Source organism: Butyrivibrio sp. ob235, from assembly GCF_900109475.1.
Taxonomy (GTDB): Bacteria; Bacillota; Clostridia; order Lachnospirales; family Lachnospiraceae; genus Butyrivibrio.
Genome location: NZ_FOBE01000009.1, coordinates 76,024 through 93,095 on the forward strand (window position 1 = coordinate 76,024; position 17,072 = coordinate 93,095).

The 17,072-nt window shown below is 45.0% G+C and carries 13 protein-coding genes; 10 read left to right on the forward strand and 3 right to left on the reverse strand.

The annotated features are described in order from the left end of the window. Positions 1-139 precede the first annotated feature (139 nt). Both BMW61_RS08835 and BMW61_RS08840 read left to right on the forward strand, forming a co-directional pair. Positions 140-2,398: a glycoside hydrolase family 3 protein gene (locus BMW61_RS08835; protein WP_091821091.1), complete on the forward strand. Its 2,259-nt coding sequence runs from the start codon at positions 140-142 to the stop codon at positions 2,396-2,398. A 56-nt stretch (positions 2,399-2,454) separates the two neighbouring features. Further along, positions 2,455-3,849, forward strand: a complete 1,395-nt coding sequence (locus BMW61_RS08840; protein ID WP_091821093.1) for a hypothetical protein — start codon at positions 2,455-2,457, stop codon at positions 3,847-3,849. A gap of 36 nt (positions 3,850-3,885) precedes the next feature. Here BMW61_RS08840 and BMW61_RS08845 read toward each other — a convergent pair whose 3' ends face one another. Continuing rightward, positions 3,886-4,548: a methionine ABC transporter permease gene (locus BMW61_RS08845; RefSeq protein WP_022761544.1), complete on the reverse strand. Its 663-nt coding sequence runs from the start codon at positions 4,546-4,548 to the stop codon at positions 3,886-3,888. After that, positions 4,548-5,519 carry a methionine ABC transporter ATP-binding protein gene (locus BMW61_RS08850; RefSeq protein ID WP_091821096.1) on the reverse strand — a complete coding sequence of 324 codons (972 nt, stop codon included), beginning with the start codon at positions 5,517-5,519 and terminating at the stop codon, positions 4,548-4,550. The genes BMW61_RS08845 and BMW61_RS08850 overlap by 1 nt, the downstream gene beginning before the upstream one ends. A 672-nt stretch (positions 5,520-6,191) precedes the next feature. On the opposite strand from BMW61_RS08850, the gene BMW61_RS08860 reads away from it, so the two are divergent. The 5 genes from BMW61_RS08860 to BMW61_RS08880 all read left to right on the forward strand — a co-directional run bounded on the left by BMW61_RS08860 (position 6,192) and on the right by BMW61_RS08880 (position 12,836). Next, positions 6,192-6,698 (forward strand): CinA family protein, encoded by a 507-nt coding sequence (locus BMW61_RS08860; RefSeq protein WP_091821100.1) that lies wholly within the window; start codon positions 6,192-6,194, stop codon positions 6,696-6,698. A 95-nt stretch (positions 6,699-6,793) separates the two neighbouring features. Beyond that, positions 6,794-7,399, forward strand: a complete 606-nt coding sequence (locus BMW61_RS08865; RefSeq protein ID WP_091821102.1) for a hypothetical protein — start codon at positions 6,794-6,796, stop codon at positions 7,397-7,399. A 176-nt stretch (positions 7,400-7,575) separates the two neighbouring features. Further along, on the forward strand, positions 7,576-8,574 hold the full coding sequence (locus BMW61_RS08870) for a MetQ/NlpA family ABC transporter substrate-binding protein (protein WP_091821104.1): 999 nt from the start codon (positions 7,576-7,578) through the stop codon (positions 8,572-8,574). Between the two features lie 183 nt (positions 8,575-8,757). After that, positions 8,758-12,456: a response regulator gene (locus tag BMW61_RS08875; protein WP_091821106.1), complete on the forward strand. Its 3,699-nt coding sequence runs from the start codon at positions 8,758-8,760 to the stop codon at positions 12,454-12,456. A gap of 20 nt (positions 12,457-12,476) precedes the next feature. Further along, positions 12,477-12,836: a response regulator gene (locus BMW61_RS08880; RefSeq protein ID WP_091821108.1), complete on the forward strand. Its 360-nt coding sequence runs from the start codon at positions 12,477-12,479 to the stop codon at positions 12,834-12,836. Here the strand turns inward: BMW61_RS08880 and BMW61_RS08885 are convergent. Further along, positions 12,817-14,511 carry a response regulator gene (locus BMW61_RS08885; RefSeq protein WP_091821110.1) on the reverse strand — a complete coding sequence of 565 codons (1,695 nt, stop codon included), beginning with the start codon at positions 14,509-14,511 and terminating at the stop codon, positions 12,817-12,819. The genes BMW61_RS08880 and BMW61_RS08885 overlap by 20 nt on opposite strands. A gap of 185 nt (positions 14,512-14,696) precedes the next feature. On the opposite strand from BMW61_RS08885, the gene BMW61_RS08890 reads away from it, so the two are divergent. The 3 genes from BMW61_RS08890 to BMW61_RS08900 all read left to right on the forward strand — a co-directional run bounded on the left by BMW61_RS08890 (position 14,697) and on the right by BMW61_RS08900 (position 17,061). Continuing rightward, positions 14,697-15,545 (forward strand): transporter substrate-binding domain-containing protein, encoded by an 849-nt coding sequence (locus BMW61_RS08890; protein ID WP_091821112.1) that lies wholly within the window; start codon positions 14,697-14,699, stop codon positions 15,543-15,545. A gap of 79 nt (positions 15,546-15,624) precedes the next feature. Continuing rightward, on the forward strand, positions 15,625-16,281 hold the full coding sequence (locus BMW61_RS08895; RefSeq protein WP_022761552.1) for an amino acid ABC transporter permease: 657 nt from the start codon (positions 15,625-15,627) through the stop codon (positions 16,279-16,281). A gap of 21 nt (positions 16,282-16,302) precedes the next feature. After that, complete coding sequence (locus BMW61_RS08900) at positions 16,303-17,061, forward strand: amino acid ABC transporter ATP-binding protein (protein ID WP_022761553.1); 759 nt, start codon at positions 16,303-16,305, stop codon at positions 17,059-17,061. Positions 17,062-17,072 lie beyond the last annotated feature (11 nt).

Below are 17,072 nucleotides of genomic sequence, written 5' to 3' on the forward strand. Positions count from 1 at the left end.
GGTTACGACGAGTACTTTAGAAGATTTTTTATAATCATTTTATGTAGAATTCATATATTTTTTAGCGAATTCTTTTATATGTTGAAACCTGCGTTGTTATAATTAGAAAGGTGGAAAACAGCAAAAAAGGGGAGCGAATATGATTAATTACAATATTAAGGAAAACCAAAACGGACCAACTATCGGATACGTCAAGGCCGGCGTAATCGAGAAGAATGGTCTTTTTTTCAAGGATTCGGAAGGCACCGGTGAGCTCCTTCCCTATGAGGATTGGAGACTGTCACCTGAGGAGAGGGCGAAGGATCTGGCATCAAGGCTTTCAGTTGAAGAGATAGCGGGCCTTATGATGTACAGCGCGCACCAGATAGTGCCTGCAGAGGCAGGAGGGTGGTTCGGAGCTACCTATAACGGCGGAAAAGCCTTTGAAGAGAGCGGCGCAGCGCCTTCTGATCTGACAGACCAGCAGAGGAAGTTTTTGACAGAGGATCACGTGAGATATGTTCTTGCGATGATGCTGAAAAACGGCGAGATTGCAGCTAACTGGAACAACGAGATGCAGGCGCTCTGCGAGGAGATGCCACATGCAATTCCGGTTAATATAAGTACGGATCCAAGACACGGTGCCGGAAGTGCCTCCGCAGAATTTAAAACCGAAGCGAAGGACACCAGCAAATGGCCGTTGGGGCTTGGACTTGCCGCAACCTTTTCACCGGAGCTTGTAAAAAGGTTTGCGAGAGTCGCAGCCAACGAGTATCGCGCTCTGGGAATTACAACGGAACTCGGACCGCAGATAGATCTTGGAACAGAGCCCAGATGGATGAGAGTTCCCGATACCTGGGGACCTTGTTCTAAGCTTGCCACGGATTATGCGAAGGCATATTGCGAGGGACTCCAGACCGATCCCGACGCTGTAAGCGGTGATGGTAAGACCAAAGGCGGCTGGGGCAGCAAGAGCGTAGCAGCCATGGTTAAGCATTGGCCGGGTGGTGGTCCCTGCGAGTCCGGAAGAGATGCCCATTATGGCTTTGGAAAATTCGCAGTATATCCGGGTAACAATTTTGAGGAGCACTTAAAACCGTTCCTTGAGGGTGCCTTCAAGCTTGACGGCGGCACCAAGGAAGCTTCTTCCGTGATGCCCTATTACACAGTTAGCTATGGAGTGGATCCCTCCGGCAAGAATGTCGGAAACAGCTACAGCAAATATATAATCGGAGATCTCCTTCGAGATAAATACGGCTATAAGGGAATTGTCTGCACAGACTGGGGAATCACCGCAGATCCCGATCCGGAGATGGATTCCTTCGGTTCAAGATGTTACGGAACAGAGGACCTTAGCGAAGCCGAGAGACATCTTCAGATAATTGAAAATGGCGTCGATCAGTTCGGCGGCAATAACAACATAGTCCCGATCCTTGAGGCATATCGCATAGGCTGCGAGCGCCACGGCGAGGAGGCTATGAGAAAGCGCTTTGAGGAGAGTGCGCAGAGACTTCTTGTTAACAGCTTCAGGTGCGGACTATTTGAGAATCCTTATCTTGATGCGAATAAGAGCAAGGAAATCCTCGGCTGCGACGAGTATGTGGAAGAGGGCTTCAAGGCGCAGCTTCAGAGCATTGTTATGGTGAAAAATAACGGGGTACTTCCTATAGAAAGTGGCGCCGCTTCCGACTCTGCTCAGGCAGGTGTTACCAGGAAGAAGGTTTACATACCGGATCGCCATATCGACGAGCACAAGGGCTTTATGCGTTTTATGGAAAAAGCGCTTGATATCCCCGGAGCAAAGCAGGAAGATGTGGAGCCTTTTTATGAAGTAACGAAGGATGCGGCAGAGGCCGACTTTGCAATCTGCTTCATCGAGAGCCCCATCAGTGACGGCTACACAAAGGAGACAGGCTACAGACCTGTGACACTACAGTACAGGGAGTATACTGCAACTGCTTCCAGAGCAGAGAGCATCGGTCAGGGTGACTTCAGGGAAAAAGAGAATCCGAATCGCTCATACCTTAGAAAATCAAATAAGGCAGCCAACGAGAGCGATCTTGATGCGGTAATCGAAACCAAAAAGAAGATGGGTGATAAGCCCGTAATCGTGGTCATCCGCATGAACAATCCCTGCACGGTTTCCGAGTTTGAGGAGTATGCTGATGCGATTCTTGTAAACTTCGGAGTGGAGACTAAGGCTGCACTTACTGTTATCGGCGGTGGCTACGAGCCTACAGCCATGCTTCCCGTGCAGATTCCGAAGGACATGGAGACAGTGGAGAAGCACTGTGAGGACAAGCCTTTTGACTATGAGCCTTACAAGGATTCTATTGGGAATGTGTATGACTTCGGCTTCGGTCTTAACTGGAGCGGTGTAATTAAGGACGAACGTTTTAATAAGTATGTGAAAGGATGAATGGTCTGAAAAGATGAATTGCCCCAAAGGGTAAGTTTTCCGAAAGGAGGGGGATTATGTTTAAGCTAAGGAAGTACTTCACGGTGATTTTTTTACCGGTATTGTTTCTTTCGTTCACGATGCAGGACAGTGCTGCAGCTGCGACTCCGAAGCAGACGACGGCGACGGTGAGCAGACCAGTGCTGACTAAAACGTCAACAGCATCAAAGGCTGCTTCCGATGAAGATTTTATAGGCATTTGGAAGTATGACGATGTTTCGGTCTATATCACCATTGAAAAAGATAAGACCTGGAGTGCAACTAACGTCTACCGCATGAAAGTTGATGGCGGAACTTATGAGATTGATGGAGACAAAATCACCCTCACTTTTGATTCAGACGGAGCAAAAGACAGCTATACGCTTAATAAGAGTGGGAAGCTTGTCGATGTAGGCGGATCGGAGCTCACTAAAGTAGATGAGATGGTGCTGCTCCCGGCGCCCGAGGATAAGCTGACGCAGATGACCAGCTTCCCTGATAAATTCGACAGCGTTGATATCTACTATCCTGAACACATGCTTACATCACCAAGAAAAGACATATCCCACGCCTTGAATTTTTATCCTGAACATGGGAAAGGCACGGTGGATTATTACAGCAGCATAGTTGTTATGTTCCAGCCTCTTACCGAGGAATTCGACCGGGATCTCAAGTACGGCTCAGCCATTGGAAAAAAGGTCATGGGCTACATGCTGGAAGATTTCATCAAGCTTTACTATGAGAAAAAGCTTGTAAAATACATAGGCTCAGATTTCAAGGATTGCGGAAATTACTACAGCATTAAAGGATACCTGTGGCTTGACGGAACTGTCTTTAAGCAGGAACTTGACTATCCGGTGCGCGGCGTTATCGAACTTCGCTATTTTGGCCCTACAGGATATGCGCTTGCTTCCATAGCAATCGCAACAGAGAAACGTGTTGAGAATTATGCGCAGATAGCAGAGAAAATGCTTGATAGCTGTACCTATAAGAACGACTGGACTACTTCTCCCAAGGCAGTCCCTCCGCAGCCGGCAAAAGCAAAAAGCACTAAGAAGAGTTCGAGTAAGAGTAGTAAGAAGAGCGCCGGTAAGAGTTCAAAGAATTCAGGCGGAAGCGATCCCGGAGATTACGGCACCGCATATTATTGGACCGATTCCGATGGCGATGTCTGGTACTGGAACGGCTATGAGAATCAGTTTATAAGCTATGGCTCAGACGGCTATGTAGACGATGACGGTTCCTACTATGAATCGAATGACGCTTATGAGGAGCCCACTTACTACTACGATGACTACGATGCGTATACCGAATGGAACAGCTCCAGCTATGATGATTACGATAGCGACTATGGTGGCTACAGTGACTACAGCGAAGACTACTATGGCGGTGATGACTATGGCGGCTACGACTACGGCTACACCGACTGGTAAAAAACAGGCCCGTGGGGAATCCCACGGGCCGTCCTATTATGACATTTTTTTATACATGTAGTTGCCGAGCATCTGGATTGCCTGCACGAATGCGATAAGAATAATTGAGCAGACGATCAGGTAGTCGGTCTTGTACTGCTGGTAACCGTAACGGATTGCGATGTCACCGATACCGCCGCCGCCGACTGTGCCGGCCATTGCGGAATAACCGATAAGTGAGATTACCAGAAGAACCACACCGTTGAGCATTCTCGGAATTGATTCCTTTACATAAACCCTCATCAGAATCTGGAAGTTCGAAGCTCCGAATGACCTCGCAGCCTCGATGACTCCGGGATTTGTTTCGCGAAGACTTGTCTCAAATACCCTTGCAATGTAAGGAATCGCGGATACCGTAAGAGGCACGATGGAAGCTGTGGTTCCGATCGATTTTCCCACACACATTCTGGTGAAAGGAATGAGAATAACCAGAAGAATGATGAATGGAAAACTTCTGAATACATTTACGATAAAACTCAAAACCTCATAAACAATCTTGTTGGGCTTAAGGCCGTCCGGCGCTGTAAGCGTTAAGATGATTGCGGGGATGAACCCGATTATTACTGAAAAAAGCGTTGACCAGAACACCATGTAAAGCGTCTGCTTGAATGCATTTAAAATGATACCGGTCATTCCGCTGTTTGATAAAATTCCGGACATTATTTGATTACCTCCCATGTAACATCTTTTTTATCCAGAAAAGCACAGACACTGTCCAGATCTTCTTCCTGAATATTGAGGACAAGACTTCCGTAAACATCCTCTCTGAAATCCTCGAGCTTAGCCCAGCAGATATTGAAATCGCGGTGAAGCTCCTGTGACATCATTGTAACGATGGGACGCTGATTGCCTTCTCCGTAGAAAAAGAGCTTAATGTTGAGACCTGTTGTAGGAAGCTTGTCGCTTTCTTCGCGAAGGAAATCTCTGATCTCACGCTCTTTTGGCCAAACGAAGAGTTTCTCGGGCTGTCCTACTGAGAGCACCTGACCGTTACTTAAAAATGCAACCTTTTTACAAATCTGCTTAACTACTTCCATCTGGTGAGTTACCACGATAATTGTGATGCCCATCTCCTGGTTGATCTTCTGAAGAAGAGCAAGTATGCCCTTTGTGATCTCGGGATCGAGCGCACTTGTGGCCTCATCGCAGAGAAGGAATTCAGGATCAAGCACCAGAGCTCTTGCGATAGCTACGCGCTGCTTCTGACCGCCAGAGAGTTCACGCGGCTTTGCATGAACCTTCTCCTCAAGTCCTACAAGATTTATGAGCTTCAAAATCTTTTCCTTCGCCTCGGGAGTATTCGTATTCATGCCCCAGAACTTCATGGGAAGCGCCACGTTCTGATATACATCAAGTCTCTCAAGAAGATTGAAGCTCTGGAAAATCATGCCCATTCTCTTCTGAAGAAGGCGCAGAGACTTTTTATCTCTAATATTAACTTCCTGTCCGTCCACGGTTATGATACCCGAATCATAGGACTCGAGCCCGTTGATACAGCGAAGAAGCGTCGATTTGCCAGCGCCGCTCTGACCGATGATACCGAAAATCTCGTGATCCTCGATCTCCATTGATATTCCTTTAAGAACTTCAGTGTTTTTAAAGGACTTTTTTACATCTTCGATTTTTATCATTTGAAAAACATCCTTAATTAATCATTATTGTGTTGGAATACACTACTGTATTTTACAATAATAAATAAGAAGCAACAACATGAACTGTGATAAAAAGAATGTTATTCAATGTAGTATTTTATGGGGCTGCACATTTGATTTAGGTTTATTCGCGGGGGTAAAATGGAAACATGTGAGAAAGATAAATCTGGCAGAGAGAATTTGTCCATTGGATTTACGACTGAAAGCAAGTAGAAGGGAAAAGATAAATCTGGCAAGGGAAAATCATCTAGTGGTTTTATCTCGCGGGAGCATTGTATTGGTCGGAGATAACTCCAATCGCGAAGAAATGTTTCCTGGATTTACGGTTTGAAGCAAGTAGAAGAAAAAAGATAAATCTGGCAAAGGAAAAATGGCTACTGGATTTATCTAATGGATATAAGCTAGAAAAAAAGATAAATCCGGCAAGGGAAAATCATCTAGTGGTTTTACCTCGCGGGAGTATTGTAGAGTTGGAGATAACTCTAATCGCGAAGAAATGTTTCCTGGATTTACGGTCGCAAGCAAATAGAGGAAAAATGATAAATCCACCAAAAGAAAAAATGCCTACTGGATTTACGGTCAAGAGCAAATAAGACAAAAATCGGAAATAGACCAGGAAGAAACCGAAAAATCAGAAAGAACCAACTAATTATGCAAACCAAAGAAAAACAGATCAGAGAAAAATATGAAAAAATAACAAAGACACTAATAACAAAACACCTGACAATCACTACTATGGAGAGTTGTACGGCGGGGATGGTGGCGTCGCTTTTAACAGATACAGAAGGCTCGTCGGCGGTGCTGAGAGGGGCGTTTATCACCTACAGCAATGAAGCCAAGATAATGCAGGGAGTGCCGGCAGAAATAATTGAAAAGTACGGAGTGTACTCCGAAGAAACAGCGAGGGCTATGGCGGCAGCATGCAGAAAAGCCTACGGAGCTGACTTCGGGATAGGTGTGACCGGTACTATGGGAAATGCCGATCCGGAGAACAACGACAGTGTTCCGGGAGAAGTTTATTTTGCAATTGCAAGCGAAAAAGGACCGGAGTCATTTAGCAGGACTCTTGATCCTGAAGCGACAAGAAATGCATATAAGCTTGTTGTGTGTGACATGATAGCGGATGAACTTATAAGAGAGTTATGGCAAACACTTTAGATTTTAGAATCTTCATTCAAAATCTAATCTGTGATATCATTTATTTATAGATTTAAAAATTACCTTTTCTTATTTTGAAAGGAGCTTTTTTTCTTATGAGTGTGTCACTAATATTTGAAATCATCGGTTATGTGGGATCAGCTCTGGTGCTGCTTTCATTCATGATGGTATCTGTATACAAGCTTAGGATTGTAAACATGATGGGAAGTCTTGTATGTGTGATTTATGGACTTTTGATTCATGCATATCCTACGGTTGTCATGAATCTGGCGCTTGTCGCAATCAATATCTACTATCTTACCAAGATGAGAAGTACTGATAAAAACTATGATCTTGTCAGGGTATCGGGCGATGAAGGCCTTACAAAGTACACGATAGATCTATATAAGGAAGATATAGCGAAGTGCTTCCCCGGGATTTCCATGGATTTCAAGGATGTAAACTGCGGTTTTGTGGTTTGCCACAAAGGAACTCCTGCCGGAATTCTGCTGGGTAACCTCAAGGATCACATACTTGATATAAAGCTTGACTATTCCATTCCGGAATACCGCGACTTCTCTATCGGAGAATTTTTGATGTCCAATCTCATACACGAGGGCATTGATAAACTGGTCTACAACGGCTCGGATGAGCATCATAAAGCGTACCTCAGAAAAACCGGTTTCGTGGAGAAAAAGGGACATTACGAGAGAACACTGTAAAAAAATTGGGTCGGACTTCTTATACGGAGTCCGACCTTTTTATAGCTTCCGATTACTATTTCTTATCGGAAAATGGGTTGATTTTATAACGGTCAGGGATTAAAGTTAATAATCATATCTGACATATAAAAACCCGCTTTAATTATAGGGGCGGATTTAAGAGGAGGACAAAAGTTATGAAAAAGAAGTTTTTGACAAGTATTTTACTTTCTACAGTGCTTACATTTGGCGCTCTTACAGGTTGCGCAGGCTCATCTGCCGGTGACGCAGCAGGAACTGCAGAAAGTACAGAAACCGCTGCAGAAGCAGAGAGCACAGAAGAGGCTACAGAGGCAGAGAGCACAGAAGAGGCAACAGAGGCAGAGAGCACAGAAGAGAGTGCAGATGCCACAGCAGCTCCTGCAGACGGCGACAATAAGATTGTAGTTGGTGCTACACCCGTTCCTCACGCAGAGATCCTTGACAACATTCTTAAGGATGTTCTTGCAAAGGATGGCTGGGAACTCGAGACAGTTGTATTTAACGACTACGTACTTCCCAATACTTCACTTGAAGAGGGTGAGCTTGATGCCAACTACTTCCAGACACTTGGCTACATGAATCAGCAGAACGAGGATGCAGGTCTTCACCTTGCAGCAGTAGCAGGTGTTCACATCGAGCCCATGGGTATCTACTCCGAGAAGTACACAGCTCTTGCTGATATTCCGGACGGCGGTTCAATCGGTATCCCGAACGATCCCGACAACGGTGAGCGTGCTATCGATCTTCTTGTTCAGAAGGGCCTTCTTACATCAAAGGGCGGCTTTGGTACAGACGACAACTACACAGAGGATGCACTTACAAAGGATGCTGAGGCAAACCCGCACGGCTATGTGATCACACCTCTTGAGGCAGCATCACTTCCGCTTTCACTTCCCGATCTTGACGCTGCAGCGATCAACGGAAACTATGCTCTTGAGGCAGGTCTTCCGGATTCACATCCCGCTCTTGATATCGAGGAGTTTGACGATGAGACAACAGTAAAGAGAACCAACTTCCTTGTAGTTAAGCAGGGCAACGAGGATTCTGCCAAGATCCAGGCTCTTGTAAAGGCACTTCAGTCCGACGAGGTTAAGGCATACATCGACGAGACCTATAAGGGCGCGGTTATCTCTTCATTCATTGATGGACAGTAATTAAAAAACATATAAACGATTTAAGCCAATATTAGAAATCACTCCTACCTTAAAAACGCTAAAAGTAGTGCGAAAAAGCATTACTTTTAGTGTTTTTTTATTTTGGTTTAATATATTTTTTCATAAAAAACAGTTAAGATATAAAAGGAGAATACTACAAACCGCTGATTGAAGGGGGCTTTCATGCAAAAAAACAAGTTATTCACCGATGATCTTACGGCAATAATACCTTCAGAGGAAAAGATGTCTGCAATGGAATGGCTTGCAGAGCAGATGCCCGGAGGATTTTTCATATACCGCGCGGATGATTCCACTGAGCTTTTATATGTAAACAGTTCGGTCTGTGATATCTTCGGATGCAGCAGTGTGGATGAATTCAGGGAATATACCGGCAATACCTTCAAGGGAATGGTTCACCCGGATGACTATGACAGCATTCAGTCATCTATAGATAACCAGATAGCCATGAACTCAAACTCAAGACACATGGACTATGTGGTATACAGAATAATCAGAAAAGACGGAACCATACGCTGGGTTGATGATTACGGTCACTTTGCGACTCTCCCGGGCTATGGTGATGTTTATTATGTTTTCATAGGTGATATCACAGAGACCAAGCTCGCCAAAGAAGAAACAGAGAGAGCCAATACCCTTGCAATTGCACTCGAAGAAGCAGAGCAGGCGAATGTAGCAAAGAGCGCATTTTTATCAAATATGAGTCATGAGATCCGCACTCCCATTACGGCCATTCTCGGCATGAACGAGATGATACAAAGAGAGGCGGAGGATTCAGCCATACTGGATTATTCCGAAAACATCAGGAAGGCCGGAGTTAGTCTTCTTGGAATCATCAGTGATATTCTGGACTTTTCCAAGATAGAGACCGGCAAAATGGAATTGCAGTGCGAAAAGTATGCGCCGGATGCACTTATCAGAGATCTTTACAATCTTATCAGATTCAGAGCGGAGGCCAAGGGACTGACTCTGCATTTTGAAATCGATTCAGAAATTCCCAAAGAACTTATAGGAGACGAAATCCGCATAAAGCAGATAATAACGAACATTCTCACTAATGCCGTGAAGTATACGGAGGAGGGAAACGTCAATTTTGCGATGAAGCTGAAGGAGAAGAGTTCGGACTTCGTCACCATGGAGATATCCGTAACCGATACCGGAATCGGAATCAAAAAAGAGGATATGGACAAGCTCTTTGAGCCCTTTGACAGACTTGATTCCAAAAAGACAAGAAGCATAGAAGGATCCGGGCTTGGTCTTGCGATCACCAGACAGCTCCTTTCCCTTATGGACAGTGAGCTCAAGGTGGAGAGCACTTATGAAAAGGGTTCAAAGTTTTATTTCACCCTGACTCAGAAGATTGGAAATGACACACCTATAGGTGATATAACGGAGGAATTCCTGCTTCACGATAACTCCGGACAAGCGCATGGACAGACTTCGTTTATTGCTCCGGGCATGAGGCTTCTTGTTGTGGATGATACGCCGATGAACCTCCAGGTTATTGCGGGGCTTTTGAAGCGCACAAGAATGCATATAGATGTGGCAAGCAGCGGCGCAGAATGCATAGAAAAATTCGGGGCCGAGCACTACGACATGGTCTTTTTGGACTATCGTATGCCGCATATGAACGGGATAGAGACCCTCACAGAGATAAAGAACAAATACCCCGAGAAGTTTGAGAAGACACCTATAATCTCTCTCACCGCCAGTGCGGTTTCGGGTGACAAGGAAAAAATGCTCTCCGCCGGTTTTACCGATTACCTGACAAAGCCGGTAAACATCGACGAGATGGAGCGCATGATGTGCAAATATCTGCCTGACGATTCTGTCTTCATGATAGGTGATGAGGTAAATGATGAGACGTCGAAGCTTCCGAAAATCGCTTTCGACTATCCTGAGCTTGATCCTGCAAAAGGTATCGAGTACTGCGGCGATGCAGAAGATTACATCTACGCCCTTGAAACCTATGAGATGTCCGTTGATGCCAAGGCGGAGCAGATAGAAAACAACCTGAAAGATAATGATATGGATGCATATGTTCTAAATGTGCATTCACTTAAGAGTACTTCCTCTGCCATAGGTGCCGTGAGCATGTTTGAAAAAGCGAAGGCGTTGGAAATGGCTGGAAAGGATAAGGATTTTGCAACAATTCAGAGGGACACTCCGTTCCTTATAAAAGAATACAAAGAGCTAAAGGCTATCATTCACAGGATTATACAGAATTATGAGGCAAATGATGAGACTGCAGCAAAGCCTCTGGATGTTGTTGAAGAAGCAAGAAGTCAAATGCTGGCTAAAGCTCTGGAGGAAGCGGAGCATGCCAATATGGCGAAGACGGCCTTTTTATCCAATATGAGTCATGAGATAAGAACGCCTATGAATGCCATTATCGGACTTGATAACATCGCGCTCAAAAATCCGGATATCGACAGCGAGACAAGAGATATACTGGTGAAGATCGGTGCCAGTGCAAAACACCTATTATCACTTATAAATGACATCCTTGATATAAGCAGAGTTGAATCAGGAAAAGCAAAGCTTAAGAACGAGGAATTTTCATTCGGAAATATGCTTGAGCAGATAAATACCATGACTGAGTCCCAGTGTAAGGATAAAGGGCTTGTGTTTGACTGTCTGGTAAAAGGCCACATGGACGATTTTTACGTCGGTGATGAGATGAAGATGAAACAGGTGGTCATAAATGTCCTGGGTAATGCCGTGAAATACACACCGGCTCCGGGAAAGGTGACTTTCACTGTTGAAGAGACAGAGCGCACGGACGAGAGAGCTGTTGTCAGATTCGTAATAAAGGATACCGGCGTTGGAATGGATGCCGATTATATTCCGAAAATCTTCGAGCCCTTTTCACAGGAAAAAGAGGGAACAAGCAACCAGTATGGCAGTACCGGTCTGGGAATGGCTATCACCAAGAATATAGTTGATATGATGTGCGGCCAGATCGGAGTGCAGTCGGAAAAGGGAAAAGGCTCTGAATTTACCATTACCATACCTCTCGGTATAAGCAAAAAAGAGATAGGCGAGGCAGGCTTTGATCCGACTACTTTGACTACACTTATAGTTGATGATGACGCTACTGCCTGTGAACATGCAAAGATGGTGCTTGCAAGGATTGGCATTGAGGCAGACTACGTCCTGTCGGGTAAGGAAGCATTAACTGCCATGGAAAAGAAGGAATCCCTCAAGTCACCTTACAAACTTGTACTGGTGGATTGGAGGATGCCGCAAATGGACGGTGTCGAACTCACGAGGGCAATCAGAAAGCGCTATGGCGATGATGATATTACTGTTATATTAACGACCTACAACTGGGACGACATCATGGAAGAAGCTCTGGATGCCGGAGTCGATGCATTTATGGCCAAGCCGCTCTTTGCAGGAAGCATTCAGCAGGAACTTAAAAAGATCGTGGAGGGAAGCAGAGAAAAGAGCAGGGGGGATGCACACAAGGCTTCGCTTACCGGAAGAAAGATACTGCTTGCCGAGGATATGAATATCAATGCCCAGATCATGAAGCAGATTCTGAAAATGAAGGAAATAAGCGCTGATGTTGCAACCAACGGAGAAGAGGCGGTAAAGCTTTTTGAAGGAAGTGATGTGTCCCACTATGATGCCATTCTTATGGACATCAGGATGCCTGTAATGAACGGACTTGAAGCAACGAAGGCGATAAGAGCCCTGGGCAGGGAGGATGCGGCGAAAATACCGATCATTGCACTTACAGCCAATGCTTTTGACGAAGATGTGCAGCTATCTCTGGATGCGGGGATGAATGCGCACCTGTCCAAGCCCATCGAACCGGATGCCCTTTTCGGGACGCTGGAAAAACTGATAACTGACTGATTACAAATGAGGAGGTTCCTATGAAGTACATTTTACTTGTGGATGATGATGAGGACATGATAAAAATTGTTGCAAGATGGCTTGAAAAAGCAGGCTATGAAGTATCTTCAGCGGCTTCAGGAAAGGCTGCGGTCGCAGCTGTTTCCGAGAGAACACCGGATCTCGTTCTCCTCGATTACAGCATGCCCGATATGGACGGACCGGCAACGCTTGCTGCTATAAGAGAGGCGGTGCCAGATAAAAATATCCCGGTCCTTTTCAGAACCGGGAAGGATGATTTGTCTTCGCAGGAGATTATGGAAAAATGCAACCCTGCGGGCGTGATATCCAAAGCGGAAGGAAAACCTGCCCTTCTGGCTGCTATTGCTGAGATTTGTTAAACAAATCCTCCTCAAAGAATCTTTGCAGAGCATCGAGGAGTGTCTCCTTCTGGGATGACTTAAGAAGATACCCATCGGGTTTATATTCGAGAATACGAAATACGTGATCCCTGTCATTTTTTCCGGTGAGAAAAATGATGGGGATTTTGTGTGTGTCGGGATTATTTCTTATCATTTTCATGAGCTCGTATCCATCCATCTCCGGCATCTCGTAGTCGAGGATTATGAGATCAGGTATGGTGGTTGCCAGACCCTGAAGCAGATCTTGGCCGTTATCAAAGCATGAAACATGATAGGAAGATGAAAGCCAGTGATCTGCCACGGTCAGATAATCCTTGTCATCATCTACTATGAAAAGGGTTTTCGTCCTGTGATACTCAGCTAAAAGTCTCGAGAAATATTCAAAATCCTTAACAAAGGAATCAATATCGATAGGCCTTATGTAGGTTCTCGAAACGCGGAAGGCACCACCTGATGACATGGCAATATCGATGTCCTGGGGATCTCCGGCAATGCATAAAAGCTTCGAATCATCCTGGCACATCTCAGCCAGAAGGTTCATGGTCAGTTTTATATGGGATTTATCATTGGTTCCCGGATAGTAAATTATAATATCTACTTTTGAGCGGTAAGTGATGATCTTATCGGGTTCGTCCGGAATCACAGTGACCTTAAAGCGGGCCGCGGTCAGACTCTTTTCCAGGCTGGTGGGAACAATTCCGCTGTTTGTTTGAACGAAAAGAACTGATCTGGTGCAGTCTTCCGGTGGCTCGGCTTCTTCGCGGAGGCTCTTTTGTTCCGAAGCTGCCTGTGACAGATGCTTTATATCCTCATCCTCCGTAATCCTTGAAAGGAGTTTTCCATAGGCTTTGTATGAAGATAAAAAGGAAGGCGCGTCGTTTCTTATCATCCGATAATTCCCGTTTTCGGCAGCCTCTTCAAGCGCTGCGGCTTCCTCGCACAGAGACCTGGCACCTATCAGCCGTGCCATGCTTTTTAAGGAATGGACGCTGAGTTTGAACATGGTCCAGTCCTCACATACAAAATGGGTTTGAATTTCGTGAGACTTTGAATTGATTGAGGAATAAAAAATGTAGAGAGCATCAATATAATCTTCTGCGGTCTCACAGTTTGATATGCCTGCAATAAGATCGATACGGGGAACGGATTTAAGCCATACCGGAAGCTTGTCGAGCTCTTCCTTCACAGCATCGTCGGAGACATTACTGCTATCAATATGGTCTATCATGGTATTGACATAGCGCTCTTTTTCCTCGATGGCGAAGCTGTCTTCCTCAGGCAGATAAGTCATAAGGACCTCATACAACTGCCTCGGGTCGACAGGCTTTATAAGGACATCCGCAAAACCGGCTGCCTTATACAGATTTATGTTTGATCTTGCATCTTCTGTTGTGTGGCAGATAACGGGAACCTTTATCTTCTTTTTGGCAAAGATATCCTGTAATGCCAGGAAGGTGTCGACGCCATCCATATCAGGCATGCGATGATCCATCAAAATGAGATCGTAATTTTTTTCCCTGCACATATCAAGGCATTCCTGACCGCTCTCAACCTGATCTGACTGAACTCCGTTGGAAGCCAGAAGGGAAGAGAGAATCATTCTGTTTATGGGCATATCATCCACTATAAGTACGCGTGAGGCTTTGTTCTCCATGTAGGTTCCTCTTTTTCGTAAGTTATTTATCGAATATATCCCTATAAAAATACTATAAGGTATTTTGACCTCTGTTGGTATTAAAGTTTTATTAAACAAGCAATTAAATCTAAACTTGTTTGCATAATCCAATTTAGTATGATAAAGTGGTAAAGAATGAAAAATTTAGAGGAGGGCATTGTTTTATGAAAAAGAAGATAATAGCAGGATTACTTATAACAGCAATGACATTTTCGCTTACAGCATGCGGCGGAGCAAAGACAGACAGCGCCGAAGGCACATCAACTGCAGATACTGCAGAAGAGGCAGCAGAGAGCAGTGATGCGGGCTCCGATGTTGACTATATAAAAGGAAAAGGAAAGCTTATCGTAGGAATCACAGACTTTGCGCCTATGGATTACAAGGATGACAGCGGTAACTGGATCGGCTTTGATGCTGACCTTGCAAAGAAGGTTGCCGAGTCCCTCGGAGTTGAAGCTGAGTTTGTAGAGATCGACTGGGATAACAAGATTCTTGAGCTTGATAACAAGTCAATTGATGTAGTATGGAACGGAATGACACTTACAAACGAAGTTACAAACGCAATGGAGTGCACCAAGCCTTATCTTAACAATGCACAGGTTGTAGTTGTTCCTTCAGACATTGCGGATGAAGTGAAAAGTGCGGAGGATGCAGCTTCCTATAGCTTTGCGGTTGAGGCAGGTTCAGCAGGTGAGCAGGCAGCTACCGATAACGGCTATGATTTTGTATCCGTTACATCTCAGGCTGACGCTGTAATGGAGGTTCAGGCAGGTACTTCGGGTGCATGCATTATCGACCTTCTCATGGCAGGCGCTATGATCGGTGAGGGCACAAGTTATCCCGATCTTTCGCACACAGTTGAACTTACAACAGAGGAGTATGGCATTGGATGCCGCAAGGGATCAGATCTTGCAGCTTACATCAATGATCAGCTTGGGGTTATGTATGCTGATGGAAGCATGATGGAGATTGCAAAACAGTATGGCGTTCAGGATGCCGTAATTGCAAGATAATCCTGATTTTAAAAAATAGCGAAATCTATGCCCCGCTTAATGGCGGGGCATTTGAAACTACGGAAAGAGGAATCTATATATGTTTTGGACCGTTACCTTATCACTGCTTGAGGGGTTCCTGGCAACAATTAAATTATTTGCTTTAACACTTGTTTTTTCACTGCCCCTGGGGCTTCTCATCTGCTTCGGCTCAATGAATAAGCTGCCTCTGATAAGGGTACCTATAAGGTTTTTGATCTGGGTTGTACGTGGAACACCGCTGATGCTGCAGCTCCTTATCATATACTACGGACCCGGAATTTTTCTTAGATTAAACGTATGGGGGACTTCAACCTCCGGAAGATTTATGGCAGCACTTATTGCATTTGTTATAAACTACGCCTGCTATTTTTCTGAGATCTACAGAGGCGGAATTCAGTCAATTCCGGTAGGACAATACGAGGCTGCGCAGGTTCTCGGTATGACGAGATGGCAGACCTTCAAAAAAGTTATTCTCCTGCAGCTCATCAAACGAATCGTTCCACCGATTTCAAACGAAGTTATAACCCTTGTTAAGGATACTTCTCTTGCGAGAGTTATTGCGGTTTATGAGATCATCTGGAACGGACAGGCCTTCATTAAGAGCAGCGGAATCATCTGGCCATTGTTCTATACAGGCGCATTTTATCTGCTCTTTAGCGGACTTTTGACACTGCTGTTCAGATATATAGAGAAGAAGCTGAGCTATTTTAGGTAAGGATGAGAAGGTACACGGAAAATGCCAATACTTGAAGTTAAAGATATAAAGAAAAAATTTGATAATAGCGAGATTCTTAAGGGAATCTCATTCGACATGGAAGAGGGACAGGCGATATCCATTATCGGATCCTCGGGAAGCGGAAAGACAACGCTGCTTCGCTGCCTGAATTTCCTGGAGAGAGCTGACGAAGGAACTATAACCGTAAGAGGAGAGAAGCTTTTTGATGCATCGCTTCCAATGGAAAGCGCGGATGCTCTTCGTGAAAAGAGACTCCATTTCGGTATGGTTTTCCAGCAATTCAATCTCTTCCCGCAGTACACGGCTCTTGAGAATGTTACACTTGCACCGGGACTTTTGAGCGGAGGTCAGGATAGTGATGCGATCATAAAAAGAGGTAAAGAGCTTTTGGATCAGATGGGACTTTCTGACAGAATGGATAACTACCCGCACCAGCTTTCCGGCGGACAGCAGCAGAGAGTTGCCATAGCCCGTGCTCTTGCATTAAAACCCGATATCCTCTGCTTTGATGAGCCCACTTCGGCGCTTGATCCTGAGCTTACCGGTGAGGTTCTGAGAGTAATAAGAGAGCTTGCGAACAAGAATACCACTATGATCATAGTTACTCATGAGATGGCATTTGCAAGAGATGTTGCGGACGAGGTTATTTTCATGGACGGCGGAGTGATCCTGGAGAAGGGACCTGCGAAGGAAGTGATAAATAACCCGAAGGAGGAACGTACAAGACAGTTCCTTTCAAGTGTTCAGTCCGGATCTTAATTTAACATGTG

Excerpts from the sequence above, each read along its gene's own strand:
- BMW61_RS08835 (WP_091821091.1), top strand. The coding sequence starts at position 140 with ATGATTAATTACAATATTAAGGAAAACCAAAACGGACCAACTATCGGA.
- BMW61_RS08840 (WP_091821093.1), top strand. The coding sequence starts at position 2,455 with ATGTTTAAGCTAAGGAAGTACTTCACGGTGATTTTTTTACCGGTATTG.
- BMW61_RS08845 (WP_022761544.1), bottom strand. The coding sequence starts at position 4,548 with ATGTCCGGAATTTTATCAAACAGCGGAATGACCGGTATCATTTTAAAT.
- BMW61_RS08850 (WP_091821096.1), bottom strand. The coding sequence starts at position 5,519 with ATGATAAAAATCGAAGATGTAAAAAAGTCCTTTAAAAACACTGAAGTT.
- BMW61_RS08860 (WP_091821100.1), top strand. The coding sequence starts at position 6,192 with ATGCAAACCAAAGAAAAACAGATCAGAGAAAAATATGAAAAAATAACA.
- BMW61_RS08865 (WP_091821102.1), top strand. The coding sequence starts at position 6,794 with ATGAGTGTGTCACTAATATTTGAAATCATCGGTTATGTGGGATCAGCT.
- BMW61_RS08870 (WP_091821104.1), top strand. The coding sequence starts at position 7,576 with ATGAAAAAGAAGTTTTTGACAAGTATTTTACTTTCTACAGTGCTTACA.
- BMW61_RS08875 (WP_091821106.1), top strand. The coding sequence starts at position 8,758 with ATGCAAAAAAACAAGTTATTCACCGATGATCTTACGGCAATAATACCT.
- BMW61_RS08880 (WP_091821108.1), top strand. The coding sequence starts at position 12,477 with ATGAAGTACATTTTACTTGTGGATGATGATGAGGACATGATAAAAATT.
- BMW61_RS08885 (WP_091821110.1), bottom strand. The coding sequence starts at position 14,511 with ATGGAGAACAAAGCCTCACGCGTACTTATAGTGGATGATATGCCCATA.
- BMW61_RS08890 (WP_091821112.1), top strand. The coding sequence starts at position 14,697 with ATGAAAAAGAAGATAATAGCAGGATTACTTATAACAGCAATGACATTT.
- BMW61_RS08895 (WP_022761552.1), top strand. The coding sequence starts at position 15,625 with ATGTTTTGGACCGTTACCTTATCACTGCTTGAGGGGTTCCTGGCAACA.
- BMW61_RS08900 (WP_022761553.1), top strand. The coding sequence starts at position 16,303 with ATGCCAATACTTGAAGTTAAAGATATAAAGAAAAAATTTGATAATAGC.